The organism is Bradyrhizobium sp., assembly GCF_035701725.1.
Classification (GTDB): domain Bacteria; phylum Pseudomonadota; class Alphaproteobacteria; order Rhizobiales; family Xanthobacteraceae; genus Bradyrhizobium.
Genome location: NZ_DASSRP010000291.1, coordinates 1 through 13,880 on the forward strand (window position 1 = coordinate 1; position 13,880 = coordinate 13,880).

General features: G+C 63.5%; 13 protein-coding genes. 8 read left to right on the plus strand and 5 right to left on the minus strand.

Going from position 1 to position 13,880, the window contains the following annotated elements; all coding sequences use genetic code 11:
• The 3 genes from VFL62_RS17265 to VFL62_RS17275 all read left to right on the plus strand — a co-directional run.
• Positions 1-553, plus strand: a 553-nt coding sequence (locus tag VFL62_RS17265; RefSeq protein ID WP_325173594.1) for a methyl-accepting chemotaxis protein, incomplete at its 5' end; no start/stop codon positions are given.
• A gap of 154 nt (positions 554-707) precedes the next feature.
• Complete coding sequence (locus tag VFL62_RS17270; RefSeq protein WP_325173606.1) at positions 708-1,925, plus strand: DUF898 family protein; 1,218 nt, start codon at positions 708-710, stop codon at positions 1,923-1,925.
• A 4-nt stretch (positions 1,926-1,929) separates the two neighbouring features.
• Positions 1,930-3,063: a M48 family metallopeptidase gene (locus VFL62_RS17275; protein ID WP_325173595.1), complete on the plus strand. Its 1,134-nt coding sequence runs from the start codon at positions 1,930-1,932 to the stop codon at positions 3,061-3,063.
• Positions 3,064-3,243: 180 nt separating this feature from the next.
• Here VFL62_RS17275 and VFL62_RS17280 read toward each other — a convergent pair whose 3' ends face one another.
• Positions 3,244-3,876: a L,D-transpeptidase gene (locus VFL62_RS17280; RefSeq protein ID WP_325173596.1), complete on the minus strand. Its 633-nt coding sequence runs from the start codon at positions 3,874-3,876 to the stop codon at positions 3,244-3,246.
• A gap of 274 nt (positions 3,877-4,150) precedes the next feature.
• Between VFL62_RS17280 and VFL62_RS17285 the strand changes: the two genes are divergently transcribed.
• Positions 4,151-5,698, plus strand: a complete 1,548-nt coding sequence (locus tag VFL62_RS17285; RefSeq protein ID WP_325173597.1) for an acetolactate synthase large subunit — start codon at positions 4,151-4,153, stop codon at positions 5,696-5,698.
• A 147-nt stretch (positions 5,699-5,845) separates the two neighbouring features.
• A complete protein-coding gene (locus tag VFL62_RS17290) occupies positions 5,846-6,361 on the plus strand; it encodes a hypothetical protein (protein ID WP_325173598.1) in 516 nt (171 codons plus the stop codon).
• 50 nt (positions 6,362-6,411) lie between these two features.
• On the opposite strand, the gene VFL62_RS17295 is transcribed toward VFL62_RS17290, so the two are convergent.
• The 3 genes from VFL62_RS17295 to VFL62_RS17305 form a co-directional block, all read right to left on the minus strand.
• Positions 6,412-7,518 carry a DUF2336 domain-containing protein gene (locus VFL62_RS17295; protein ID WP_325173599.1) on the minus strand — a complete coding sequence of 369 codons (1,107 nt, stop codon included), beginning with the start codon at positions 7,516-7,518 and terminating at the stop codon, positions 6,412-6,414.
• 24 nt (positions 7,519-7,542) lie between these two features.
• Positions 7,543-10,992: a bifunctional diguanylate cyclase/phosphodiesterase gene (locus tag VFL62_RS17300; RefSeq protein ID WP_325173600.1), complete on the minus strand. Its 3,450-nt coding sequence runs from the start codon at positions 10,990-10,992 to the stop codon at positions 7,543-7,545.
• A 348-nt stretch (positions 10,993-11,340) separates the two neighbouring features.
• A complete protein-coding gene (locus VFL62_RS17305; RefSeq protein ID WP_325173601.1) occupies positions 11,341-11,751 on the minus strand; it encodes a low affinity iron permease family protein in 411 nt (136 codons plus the stop codon).
• Between the two features lie 143 nt (positions 11,752-11,894).
• On the opposite strand from VFL62_RS17305, the gene VFL62_RS17310 reads away from it, so the two are divergent.
• The gene (locus VFL62_RS17310) at positions 11,895-12,065 is read left to right on the plus strand and encodes a hypothetical protein (protein ID WP_325173602.1); all 171 of its coding nucleotides are present in this window, start codon (positions 11,895-11,897) and stop codon (positions 12,063-12,065) included.
• Between the two features lie 236 nt (positions 12,066-12,301).
• Here the strand turns inward: VFL62_RS17310 and VFL62_RS17315 are convergent, their stop codons facing one another.
• On the minus strand, positions 12,302-12,823 hold the full coding sequence (locus VFL62_RS17315) for a CAP domain-containing protein (RefSeq protein ID WP_325173603.1): 522 nt from the start codon (positions 12,821-12,823) through the stop codon (positions 12,302-12,304).
• A gap of 451 nt (positions 12,824-13,274) precedes the next feature.
• Here VFL62_RS17315 and VFL62_RS17320 point away from each other — a divergent pair, with 451 nt between their 5' ends.
• Both VFL62_RS17320 and VFL62_RS17325 read left to right on the plus strand, forming a co-directional pair.
• A complete protein-coding gene (locus tag VFL62_RS17320) occupies positions 13,275-13,655 on the plus strand; it encodes a hypothetical protein (protein WP_325173604.1) in 381 nt (126 codons plus the stop codon).
• Positions 13,656-13,673: 18 nt separating this feature from the next.
• Positions 13,674-13,880, plus strand: a 207-nt coding sequence (locus VFL62_RS17325; protein WP_325173605.1) for a hypothetical protein, incomplete at its 3' end; no start/stop codon positions are given.

Here is a 13,880-nt window from a genome sequence, read left to right on the forward strand (position 1 = left end):
CACCAACGCGACCGTGGAGAGCCTTTCCAACGAAGCGGCTGCGATCGGTGACGTGGTCAAGCTGATCAACGAGATCGCCAGTCAGACCAACCTGCTGGCGCTGAATGCAACCATCGAGGCCGCGCGCGCCGGAGATGCCGGCCGCGGCTTTGCCGTGGTCGCATCCGAGGTCAAGAGTCTCGCCGAGCAGACCGCGAAGGCGACGGACCAGATCGGCTCACGGATCTCCTCGATACAGATCTCCTCAAAAGAGGCAGTGGGCGCGATCCAGGGGATCAGCGGCACGATCGCCACCATGAACGAAATTGCCGCCGCGATCGCCAGCGCAGTGGAAGAGCAGGGCTCGGCGACCCAGGAGATTGCGCGAAACGTGCAACAGGCTGCGCTCGGCACCAACGAAATTTCATCAAACGTTCAAGGTGTGCAGCAAGCCGCTGCCGACACTGGCGCCGCGGCCCATCAGGTTCTCGGGGCATCGACCGAATTGTCGAGGCAATCCGAGAGCATGCGCAGCCAGGTCGAGTGCTTCCTGAGCAACATCAAGGCGGCTTGATCGACGCCTTGTCGACCCACGCTGTGCAGAGTAAGGCGGCATTTCGGCACGCGCTCAATTCGTCATAAATCGATAACAGCGCGCGCGTTGACATCGGCTCAATCCAAGGTTTCACTCCCTCGGTTTTCATCGGGGGAGCGTTTTCGTGAACGAGATGAGTTCCGTCCCGCATCATCCGGCGCCGCCACCGTTGCCGGCGTCCGCGGTGAAGATGGAGTTTTCGGGCGATCGCGGCCAATTCCGCCGGTTGGTCGCGCGCGGCACCGGCCTCGAACTGATCACTTTCGGCTTTTACCGCTTCTGGCTGGCGACCGATATCCGCCGTCATCTGTGGTCGCACACGTCCCTTCATGGCGATGCGCCGGAATATACCGGACGGGGCCGCGAACTCCTGATTGGCTTTCTGTTCGCGATGGCGATCCTGGTGCCGATCTATCTCGCCTATTTCCTCATCGGCATCGAGGCCGAACGCTACAAGGCGTTTGCGAGTTTTCCGCTGTTTCTGTTTTTCTATTTGTTCGGACAGTTCGCGATCTACCGCGCGCGCCGCTATCGCCTGACGCGCACGGTGTGGCGCGGCGTGCGCTTCTGGATGGACGGCTCGGGCTGGGCCTATGCGGTGCGGGCCTTTGCATGGGCTTTGCTGGCCGCCGTCACGCTCGGAGGGGCGCTGCCGTGGCGCGAAGCCGCGCTCGAGCGCTACAAGATGCGGCACTGCCATTACGGCGATCTGCCAGGCAGCTTTGAAGGCCGCGGCTCGGAGCTGTTCAAGCGCGGCTGGAAATTCTGGCTCATGATGCTGTCGCCGCTGATCGCCGGGCTCGCGATTGCCGTTGTCAACGCGGGCCACAAAATGTCGGCTGCGGAAAGCCGCGTGCTCGGTCTGGTGATCTTGATCTGGATGATTGCGTTGCCGTTCATCTATGGCGCATTCAAAGCCGTCGAATGGCGCTGGTGGATTTCGGGCATCCGCTTTGGCGACGTCTCGTTCGAATCGGATCTATCCGGGCACGATCTGTACGGTCTGTACTGGAAGGTCATCGGCTGGTTCTTTCTGCTTCTGCTTTTGTTCGTCATCTTCGCAGTCGCATGTAGTTTCTGGATTTTCGGCTTCGGCGATCTGTCTCATCTCGCCGCGCGCCTTCATGCGAGCGTTGCAATGACGGTGGCTCTCGTCATCGGCTATCTCGGGTTCATTCTCGCCATGAACGTGGTGCTGCGGATCTATCTGCTGCGGGATGTCTGGGCGAGGGTAAGTGCGTCGGCGACCTGCTTCCGCCTGGAGGCCGCGGGCAACGTCGCCGCCAAGGGTGAACTCGCCGATGCGCTGGGCGAGGGGTTTGCTGGCGGCCTCGACGTGGTCGGATTCTAGCTGCATGACGTCCGGGATGGAGAGCGGGTTGGAGGCCGGTTCAGCGGATGTTTCGCCTCCGCCGCCGCAGGCCGGCGCCTCGATTTTTTACGATGGTACCTCGAGCCGCCGCCATTCCGTCGAACTTGCGCTGAACGAGCGTCTCGAAATCCTCGAGAACGGGATCGCGCTCGCCGCCTGGCCCTATTCCGATATCCGCCGCGCCGATAGCGCTGTCGGCATCCTGCGGCTGAGCTGCCAAAGCGCACCGCCGCTTGCGCGGCTTGAGATCCGCGACAGCGCGCTTGGCGCAATCCTGCTTTCGCGCTGTCCGCAGCTTGAGGCGCACGCCGCGGGCCGCCACAGCATCACGCCGATAGTGGGCTGGTCACTGGCGGCAACGGTATCGATCGTTGCCGTGATCTGGTTTGCGCTTCCGTTGGTGGCGGATCGGCTCGCGCCCCTGGTGCCGCCCGCGCTGGAACGCCGCATCGGCGATGCGTCCGAAAAGCAAATCGCGACGATTTTCGGCAGCAAGACCTGCAACGATGCGGCCGGCAGCGCCGCCTTCGCCAAGCTGATCAGGCAACTCTCGACCGCGGCAGGCTTCAGTTCGCCAATCAGGGCGGCGGTGCTGAATACGCCGGTTCCCAACGCGTTTGCGCTCCCCGGCGGCAAGGTCTATCTCTTCAGCGGATTATTGTCGCGATCCGATGATCCCGACGAGATCGCAGGCGTGCTCGCGCACGAACTCGGTCATGTCGTGCATCGCGACAACACGCGCAACATGATCTATAGCGGCGGGACGTCGTTCCTGATCGGGCTCCTGTTCGGCGACGTCACCGGCTCGGGCGCGCTGATTTTCGCCTCGCGCTCGCTCGTCACCGCGTCCTACTCGCGCGAGGCCGAACAGAACGCCGACGACTTTTCAATTTCGGTGATGCACAAGCTCGGCCGCCCGACCAAGCCGATGGGCGACCTGATCTTCCGCATCACCGGCAATGAGGGCGACAAGACCGTGTCGTTCCTCGCCAACCATCCGCTCACCGAAGACCGGCTGAAGCATCTTTCGGACGAAAACCGCGCCGCGAGCGGTCCGCCGCTGCTCAGCGACAAGGAGTGGGCGGCGCTGAAAGCGGTTTGCAAGGCGGGGAGCTAGACCGACCGTCGTCATAGCGAAGAGCGTCCTCGCCGTCATTCCGGGGCGCGAGGGAAGCGAGCGAACCCGGAATCCATTTCTCAACATATGAGTGGCGCCATGGATTCCGGGCCTGCGCCTTCTGCGCAAACAGCTTTGCTGTTTGTCGCAACGGCGCATCCCGGAATGACGAAGCCCCTGTCAGCGCACCACCACCAGCGTGCCGACGGAGACGCGGCTGTAGAGATCGGTGACGTCTTCATTGGTCATGCGGAAGCAGCCGGAAGACACCGCGTGGCCGATCGTCTCCGGCTCGTTGGAGCCGTGGATGCGGTAGAGCGTCGAGCCGAGATACAAGGCCCGGGCGCCGAGCGGGTTTTCGATCCCGCCGGCCATGTAGCGCGGCAGGTCGGGCCTGCGCCTGCGCATTTCCGCCGGCGGGGTCCAGCCCGGCCATTCCCTTTTCGCGCTGACGTGGTGGGTGCCGGTCCAGCGGAAGCCGTCGCGGCCGACGCCGATGCCGTAGCGCAGCGCCTCGCCGTTGCCGAGGATCAGATAAAGCCGCCGCTCGGCGGTCGAAATATAGATCGAGCCGGGCGGCTGGGCGACCGGTGCCGCGACCCGCTCGCGCTGGATCGAACCACCACCGCCACCGCCGAAATAGTCGGAGCCGGGGCCGTAATAGGGATAGCCGCGCTGCTGCATGGGCGGCTGCATCATCGGCTGCTGCTGGCGGCGGAAGCCAAAGAAGTCGTCGTCCATGGTGGCGCGGGCGGGGGAGCTGGCGGCCAGTACCATCAGGGCCGCGGCAGCCAAGGCGAAAATCCGGGTCATCGGGTTCCTCGCGGTCGTTATCCAATCAAGCAGGCCATATCGGGCGAATTTTCGCAAGCGAACGTGACGGATTTCAAAGCGCGCGGTTAAAAATCTGAGCCCCCCGCGGCGGCGATGGTAACTATGCATGCAAACCGGCCGCGAATCCTTTGGCGACGGCTAGTGTCCCGATCCCGAAGTTCGTATGAAGGTGTGGCGGCATCGTTGCCGCACCATCAAGAATGATTGATCTTGAGGCTTGTCGAAGCCGCGAAGCGCGAACGGAGCTGAACGAATGAACGGTGCTGAAAGTCTGGTGCGGACCCTGGTCGCGGGCGGGGTCGACGTCTGTTTCACCAATCCCGGCACCTCGGAAATGCATTTCGTGGCCGCGCTGGACCGCGTGGAAGGCATGCGCTGCGTTCTCGGCCTGTTCGAGGGCGTGGTAACGGGCGCGGCCGACGGCTACTTCCGCATGAAGGGCACGCCGGCCTCGACCCTGCTGCATCTCGGGCCCGGTCTCGCCAACGGTCTTGCCAATCTGCACAACGCCAAGAAGGCGCATTCCGGCATCGTCAACATCGTCGGCCAGCATGCGACCTATCACATCGGCTATAACGCGCCGCTGACCTCCGACATCGAGGGCCTCGCCAGGCCGATGTCGGAATGGGTGCGGACCTCGCCGGATGCCAAATCCGTCGCCGCCGATGGCGCTGCCGCCATCGCCGCCGCCAAGAGCGCGCCGCCGCAGATCGCAACCCTGATCCTGCCGGCCGATACCGCCTGGAACGAGGCCGATGGCATCGCGACGGTAGCCGCGCCGAAGCAGCAGCCGGGCTTTTCCGCCGAGGCGGTCGAGAAGGCGGCCAAGATCCTGCACGCGGGCGGCACGCAGAATCTCTTGCTCGTCACCGGCAACGCGCTGACCGAGCGGGGGCTAGCGCTGGCGCAGCAGATATCAGGCAAGACCGGCTGCAAGGTGATGGGCCAGACCTATCATCCGCGCATGGCGCGCGGGCGCGGCCGGTTTTCGATCGACCGCATCCCGTACGTGATCGAGCAGGCGCTGCCGCTGCTGAAGGACTTCAAGAACATCGTGCTGGTCGAATCCAACGACCCGATCGCGTTCTTTGCCTATCCGAACAAGCCGAGCCATCTCAAGCCCGAGGGCTGCGAGGTGCATCGCATGACTGCCTGGGGCGACAACTCGATCGCCGCGCTAGAGGCGCTCAGCGATGCGCTCGGCGCCAGGCCGTCCGACGTCAAGCCGCAGGCGCTCGCCGAACTGGTCAAGCCGACCGGTCCGCTCAATCACACCACGATCGCGCAGGCGATCGCCTGTGCGATCCCGGAGAATGCGATCATCGTCGATGAATCCCTCACCACCGGCCGCGGCTTCTTCCCGCCGACCGCTGCGGCCGCGCCGCACGACTGGCTGCAGAACATGGGCGGTTCGATCGGGTTTTCGACCCCGGTCGCCACCGGCGCGGCAGTCGCCTGTCCGGATCGCAAGGTGATCTGCATGGTCGGCGACGGCAGCGCGATGTACACCATCCAGTCCCTGTGGACGCAGGCGCGCGAGGGGCTCAATATTCTCACGATCGTGTTCGCCAATCGCATCTACCAGATTTTGCGCGGCGAGTTCGACGGGGTCGGCGCCGGCGCGCCGGGAAGCCGCGCGATGGACATGCTCAAGCTCGACCGTCCGACCATCGACTTTGTCGGCCTCGCCAAGGGCATGGGCGTGGAGGCGCGCGCGGTCACCTCGGCCGATGAGTTCAACAGGGCGCTTGCGGATTTCGTGCCGGCCAAGGGGCCGCATTTGATCGAAGTGCAGATGTGACGGCCGGATGCAGCTTCAGTTCCTCGTCATGCCCGCGCTCGTCGCGGGCATCCACGTCTTAAGCATCCACTGTAAGATAGACGTGGATGGCCGGGACAAGCCCGGCCATGACGGATTAGGCTTAGCCCTAGCCACGAGGTCTGTAGGATGCACGCCGAACTGGACAAGCTCGTCGCCGGCCTGAAGGAGTTCTACGGCCGCGAGGCGTTTCTGTTCGAGCACGATCTCGGCGAGCGCACGATGACGCATCGCCTCGCGGTGCATATCGAGCGGCAATTTCCCGATTTCGAAGTCGATTGTGATTTCGACCGCCTCGGTCCGCGGACGCTGAATTTGCCGCGCGGTTCGATCGTCTCGACCGACGATCATCTTGGCAAATCGGTCTACCCCGACATCGTCGTGCATCAGCGCCGCGTGCCGAACAACGTGCTCGCGATCGAGGTGCGCAAGGCCCTCAACCATCAGCCGATCGAGCACGACCGGCAGAAGCTGCGCGCTTTGACCGACCCGCACATCTGGTTCGCCTATTGGATCGGTGTGCTGGTGGTGCTCGGCAAGACCGGCGTCACGGCGTCGGAGGTGTTCGTCTCGAGCCAGCCGCACGAGGAGCTGTCGCAGTTTCTGGCCCGGCGGCTGATCGAGGCGGGAATCGGCGGCGCGTAGATCGCGGTTTTTTGACGCCCTGTTCAGGCGTCGCGCGAAAACGCGGATCGCTACTTCGGCCGGTTTGCTTTTTCCCGCATCCGGTAGAACTTGAGCGCGGTGCGCGCGGTCTCCGGCTGCAGGCGGAAGAAGTTGGCAAAGGTGATGTCGAGCTGCGCCCGCGAAGAGCCGTTGACGCCGGCATGCAGCATCAGAAGCTTCATCGTCGTCGCCCAGGAGAAATCGAGCGCGCGGGCGAGAACGACGATCTGCTCGGTCTGGTTCTGAACGAACGCCCGTTCGATCGCGCCGAGGGGGATATCGCACATCAGGGACAATGCGGCGACGACCCGGTCGAAGCTGCCCTCATCGGCAAACGCGATCAATCGCTCTTCGTTCAGCTTGCCGGCGGCGTTCAGCTCGCGTACTTCCCGGGCGGCTTGCGCAAATTCCCCGGAGCCGGCGCGCGCCTTGGTCTGGATCTCGTCGGTGGCCTGCGCGACCATCGACTTGATCAGTTCGGCGCGCCGCGGGTCGGCTTCCACGAGCTGGTTCTTGATCGTCTCGGAGGCATCGACGAACAGCTTGATCAGGTTCTGGCGCGGAATGTCCGGGCGCGACCAGACGCACAAGGCGAGATCGCCGTCGCCGCGTGCCTTGCGCACCAGGGTGGAAAAGCCGAATTCGGAGAATTTCGCGCCGCTGTTGTGCGCGGTGGCGGAGACCACGGCGCGGTTGCCGCGGTCGAGCAGCACGTCGGTCACGGCTTCGGTCAGCACCTTGCGGCCGGAGATCGCAAGCAGATGGTCCTGGCTCTTGGTCTTCGCCGTATCGACCAGGGTCTGGACGTCGACCCGTTCGCTATGGGCGAGCACAGGACCGGCGACCATGATCGCGTCATCCTGCGCCAGCACGCGCACCACGCCGCGCGGCGCATCCGGCAACCTTGCGATACGGCTGCCGAATTGGGCGCGGGCGTTGCTTTCGATGTGTTCGAGCAGCTTGCCCATCACCTGGTCGAACAGCGCGATCTGGTCCTCGGAAAACGATCCGGACTTCAGCACGAACAGGTCGGTCACCCGGCGCAGCACTTCGGCGCGCCGCGCGAGGTCCTTGCTGCCGATCGCTTCCTCGAGCTGATCGATCAGGCCGCCATGCTGGTCTGTCTGCGCGTTCATGGTCAGTATCCGAAGATCCAGCACCTAGGCCACCATATTTTGCTTAACCGACGGATAACGAATCGAAAAATCAAGCCGCGAGGCCGGGACCGGCGGGCTGAACAGGTAGCCCTGGGCGAGGTCGACGCCGGCCTCGCGCATATATTCGAACTGCTGTTCGGTCTCGATGCCTTCGACCGTGGTGAGCTTGTCGAGGCCTCGCGCCAGCGCCAGCACCGACGACACCACGGCCGCGTAGTCTCGCCGTTCCAGCACCTCGCGGGTAAAGCTGCGGTCGATCTTGATCTTGTCGAACGGGAAATTCGTCAGGTAGGTCACTGACGAATAGCCGGTGCCGAAGTCGTCCAGCGCGAGCGTTATCCCGAGATTCTTGAGCTGGCGGATCGTCGCCAGATGCGCTTCCTGGTTCTCCAACAGCGAGGTCTCGGTGATCTCGAGCTCGAGCCGCTCCGGCTCCAGCCCGCTCTCCACCAGCGCGCACAGGATCAGCTCGAACAGATTGCCCTTCTTGAACTGCACCGCCGAAATGTTGATCGCCAGCCTGATATGCGCCGGCCATCTGGCGGCGTCGGCGCAGGCCTGTTGCAGAATCCATTCGCCGATCGGCACGATGAGCCCGGTCGATTCGGCGAGTGGAATGAACTGGTCGGGACCGATCAGTCCTTTTTGCGGGTGCCGCCAGCGTACCAGTGCCTCGACACCGCAGATCCGTCTGGTCGCGACCTCGACCACCGGCTGGTAATACAGCTCGAACTGCCCTTGCGCGATGGCATCACGCAACTCGCTTTCGGCGTGTTGCTGCGAGGTGGCGCTTTCCAGCATGCCGGGCTGGTAGATGCGGAAATCGTTTCGTCCCTGCGTCTTCACGTCGTAAAGCGCGAGGTCGGCGCTCTTGAGCAGTGCCTCGGGCTCGGTGCCGTGTTCGGGCGCCATCGCGATTCCGATCGAGGTTCCGACGTTGACCTCGAATCCGTTCAGGTCGAACGGCTCGGAGATCGCATTGATGATGCGCAGCGCCAGCGTGATTGCGCCCTCATGCTGCGCCGGGCCGCCCTCCTGCAGGATGGCGAACTCGTCGCCGCCGAGCCGCGCCAACAGGTCGGTTTCCCGCAGCGTGGATTTCAGCCGGCGGCTGACTTCGATCAGGAGTTGGTCACCCGCCGGATGACCGAACATGTCGTTGACCGCCTTGAAGCGGTCGAGGTCGAGCATCATGACGGTGACGCTGGTGCCGCTGCGTTTCAGCCGCTTGCTGGCCTCTTCAAGCTTCTCGTTGAACTCGGCGCGATTGGCGAGCCCGGTCAGGACATCGTGCCGGGCCAGGTGAACGATCTCGGCCTCGGCCCGCCGCCGCTCGGTGATGTCTTCGATGATCGACAGCCAGCCGCCGCCTGCCATCGGCTGACGCGTCAAAAGCAGCAGCCGGCCGTCCGCGAGTTCGTCGACCCGCTGCGAATCCGGCGCCAGCGACGACAGCTCGGCGACCTTGGTGTTGATCGTCTCCGGCCTGGTATCCGCCTTGGTGACGCCGCGTGCGAAGCGGTCGGTGATGATGTCTTCATAGGGCGTTCCGACCTTCAGAAATCTCTCCGGCACGTCGTAGAGTTCGGCGAAGCGCTTGTTCCAGACCACGAGGCGCTTGTGCTCGTCGAACATCGACAGCCCCTGCGTCATATGGCTCAGCGCCAGGTCGAAGCGCAGGTTGATGCGCTCGAGTTCAGCCGCCTGGTTCAGCACCGCCTGCTCGCCGCGGACCCGCTCGGTGATGTCCTCATGGGTGGCGACCCATCCGCCGTCGGCGAGCGCCGTGCGCTTGATCGAAACCACCCGGCCGTCGCCCAGCTTGTAAATCTGGTCACGTTGCGCGGCGTGGAATCCGACCGGGTCCGCGATATCAACCTGTTCTGCGCCTGTCGCCCAGAGCCCGAGCAGATCCTGCGCGGAAGTTCCCGGCTGGATCTGGTCTTCTGCGACGTGGTACATCTCCCTGAAGGCTCGGTTCGAAATAATGAGCCTTCTGTTCGCGTCGAACATGCAAAGCCCTTGCGACATGTTCGACAGCGCGGCGTCGAAGCGCACATTGATACGCGCGAGCTCCGTGGCCTGATTGAGCAGCGCCTCCTCGTGGCTGACGCGTTCGGTGATGTCTTCATGGATCGCGATCCACCCGCCACCTGCCGTCGTCGTGGCGACGATCGAGATCGTGCGCCCATTGTTGAGACGCGAGACGGTGGTTTTCCTGCCTTCGCGCTGAAGCGTCTCGCGAAACTCGCTGACAAAGCTCTCCACGTCGGTGTCGATGCCGTTGACCGCGTTGCGATGCGCGATGATGCCGTGAACTTCCGCGCCGCGCCGGACCACGTCCGGCGACATCCGGTAAAGCTGCAGGTAGCGCTCGTTCCAGACCATCAGGCGGCCGTCGGCGTCGAACATCGAAAGGCCCGCCGGCATGTTGGCGAGCGCTGCGTCGAAGCTCGCATTGGTCCGTCGCAGCGCGATCGAGTTTCGCGCAAGCTCCCTGGTGGCGCGCCAGACGACAGCGCCCATCAGCAGGATGAAGAACGCAATCGCGACCGCCTCGATCAGCCTGCGGATCGCGGTCGCTTTCCATGGCGCCAGCAACTCGTCCATGTTCTGGGCGACGGTGATGAAGATCGGATAGCTATGTCCCTGCTCGTAGCTATGGTAGCGCGTGACACCGTCGATCGAGGCCTTGATCTCGAGGCTTCCGGAGGGCGCGTCTTTCAAGGCCGACAGGATCTTGGCGTGTGACAGGTCGCGGCCGATATTGGCCTCGACGAAGGGGCGCCGCACCAGCAACGTGCCGTTCGTCGTCCCCAGCAAGACGGCGCCGTTGTCGCCGATCTTGAGTCGATCGTAGATATCCTGGAAATAGCGCGGATCAATCGCTGCGAGCGCGACGCCGCCGAACGATCCGTCCGGCTTGTTGTAGCGGCGCGTGACGGGAAGCAGCCAGCCCCTGGACTGGGTGAGGACGGGGCGGCCGATGCGCAGTGCACTGTCGTCGTGCGAGCGGTGATAGATGAAATATTCGCGGTCGGCGAATTGCGTCGGTGCGTTCTCGCCGAGCATGTTCACGATCATCGTGCCGTGCTCGTCGAGGACGCCGAAGGCGGTGAACTGGCTGGAGTTGTTCACTTCCCTGACGAACCAGGCGCGCAGCCGTTCACGCTCGGTGGCATCGGGTGTTCCGTGCTCCATCCGCTCGACGACGCCGATCAGAACAGCGTCGGCGGCGCGGAAGGTCAGCTCCGCATGCTGAATGAGGGAGCCTGCGAGGTTGGCGGTGTCCCGTCGTGCATCGGCGATGACATCCGAGCGCTGGGAGATGATGCGTGAGGCCTCGAGCCCAAGCACGACCGTGCAGGCGAGCACGACGAACCAGGCGATGCCGCGTGTCGCCAGAAGGTGCGTCCTGCCGCTGGCCTTCATTCGTGCCCTAAGTCCAAGCATGGCGCCGGCGGTTCCGTAAACTTCCGGGGAACAACGAGAATTTGGCTGCCAGCGTAGTTTCAAGCGGTTAAGAAAATGGCGCGGCCGTCGCTTAAAAACGCTGCGCCGGATAGCGGCAGATTGCGCACAAGAGATCGGAAAATTCTCTCTATCGTTGCCGGACCTCGGCGACACGCGCCAGGCGCGTAAAAGCGGCGTGGAAGTATGGACCCGCAAAGCCGCGAGAACGCGGCATTGCCGTCAAGCCTCGCGCAGCGTCAGGCCTGACATCCATGGATGACGCGGCCGCACGGCTTTGTCGCGCGCCGCCTCCGATCGTTCGGCCGCGTGGGCGATCGGCGTTCGCGCTCAACCGGCCTCGCCGTTGACGCGCTCCTGAATCTCTTCCTGCACGGCGTTCAGTTCTTCTGGACTGGCATTTTCGATTGCCGCGATCCGGTTGTTGGCGGTCTCCAGCGCCAGGATCAGTTCGGAGAGCTTGACCTGCAACGCCTTGCTGTCGCGATTTTGCGTGTTCTGAATCAGGAACACCATCAGGAACGTCACGATGGTGGTCCCGGTATTGATCACGAGCTGCCAACTGTCGCTGTAATGGAAGACCGGGCCAAGCATCGCCCAGACCACCACGATCAGAACGGCGGTCACGAACACCGCGGAGGTGCCGGCCCAGTTCGCGGTTGCGGCGGCAAAGCGCACGAACCAGTGGCCCGATGGCTTACCTGATGTGGTCAGCGAAGAAACCGGAAGACTGCCGCGCATGCCTCGAATGCCCGAATGATGATGCTGCTATAATTCCCAGGGTTCCCCGGGGTTCCCGGTTAGGGCCGATCGCGCCTAACATAGGTAACTGCCGGCCCTCACCGCCGCTGCGATACTTCAACAGCGAATCAGGGCGGGCCATGATGGAAAAGCTGCAGGAACGTGCTTCGCAAACGCTGGAGCGTCAGGGCGCGCGGCACTGCCCGAGCTGCGCGGCCGTCCTGGAGAAGCATTGGCAGTTTCTCGACCCGCGGAGCGGGCGCACCACCCATCTCTATCAATACCGCTGCGGCGACAGCGTCTGGGAAGATTGATCGTCCGGCGCGGCCCGTTCCGCTCGTTCCAGCAGCGAGCTCGGCGCCGCGCGGCGCTGGTTCGAAGATAAGCGCGCGCACTTGATAAATGTGAAGGCGGCGAGGGTTCGCAGCGCCGATAGTCGGTCGCCCGCGAATCCTCGCTAGCAAATCGAGACAGACGGCCTCGGCCGGCGGGTCACGCCGGGGCCGTCACCTTGCGCGCGACGGATGTGGCCGCAGGCCGCCGCCCAGCGTCACAGGCAGGTATCGTTGATCATGATCCGGCAAGACTCTTTCTTGCCGCCCTTGCCATGTTTTTCGCGCTTGGGTTCCGGCGCCGCAATCACCATCGCCCAGTAGGTACGGCCGCTTTTTGCGCTTCTGGCGCTGGCGATGCCGACGCGCGAAGCGCCGTGCATCAACAGATTGGTGCGGTGCCCGCTCGAATTGATCCACTGGTCGAGCGTCTTTGGAAAGCTGTCATAGCCGTAGGCGATGTTTTCCGCGGACCTGACGGCGCCAAGCGTGGTGACGCGGGCGCTGAACGGGCGGAGCACGCTATGATCGAGCTCATCCCTTGCCGCCATCGCCTTTGCCTGCTCCTCGGCGATCCGGTGCAACGCCGGATCGGTCTGCACCTTGCCTTCGCCGTGCTGGGTTCGGAAACCCGAGATCAGTTCGGCCGGCGTCGCGGCCTGCGCGGCCTGCGAGGCGGCGAGGGCGAGGAGAAGTCCGGTGGCGGCGAGTGGCGAAGCGAGCTTGATCGGAGATGGCATGATGAGGTCCCTGCTTGCGGGCGAGGTGTACCGCGCAACAAAAGGCCAAAAAATGGCGATGTCCGTGCGGGCGATGGGGCTTTGGCGTGACGTTGTCCGCAGCGGCCGGTCATGACGGAAAGCTCCATCCGCTGCCGCGGGGGGCGATCTCACGATCCCGAAAAGCGATTTATATCAATGAGTTGGGAGATCGCGCCGCGCAACCTCGGGTTCAACCCTGCATTGAAATAAAATTTGAGGGGATATTCCCAAAAAGAGTCTTGATTCTCTTTCCACCTCGGGGGCGCGGCCGAAAATGCGTAAGGAAGGCTGACCGATTGGGTCTTGCCTTGCGGGCCGTGAGCGAGTTCTCGAAGGCCGCGAGCTTGCTTGTGAAAGGTTTCTGAAACGGCCTGATTGGGTGACCCGCGCAACGTCGGTGGGTGCAACGAAGTGAGATTGAGGTGCGTCGATGACGAAGCACTTGTGTTCAAGGGTTCTCACAGTCCTTATTGCGATGCTGTTTTCAACCTCCATTGCGCCGGCAATCGCCAGGCAACAATGCAGCGCGTCGGTGCCGGCGGGCGCGCCGGGCTACTGGTCCTGGCGCATGATCGATGGACGCAAGTGTTGGTACGAAGGCAAGCCGATGCTTTCGAAATCATCGCTTGAGTGGCCTGCGCGGCCGGCCGTCAAGCCGGCTGCCGACGAGGAGGAAATCGCAAGCGCTCTGCCGGCGAAGCCCGGCAATCCACTGGATGCCCAGGCCCGCGCGATGGATTCGGCGCCTCTCGCAAGAGCGATTGAGTCCGATAGTTTCGACGCGCTGTGGCGCGCCAGAATAGGTCGCTAGGCCGAACGGAAAGATTGGATGAGCCCGCAGAGTATCGTGTGGGGGGCTGTCATGGATCGGGCGCGTCAGACTAAGCCGATCAGTAACGAAACTGGCGACGAAAAGCCGATCTTCTGTTCCGCATGTGCGGCAGAGCCGCGCCTTTTCGTGCCGCTGCTCGACACACGCAACGGCCAGCAGCATCGCCTCTTCAAATGCGAATGCGGTGCGATCGTCTGGGATGAT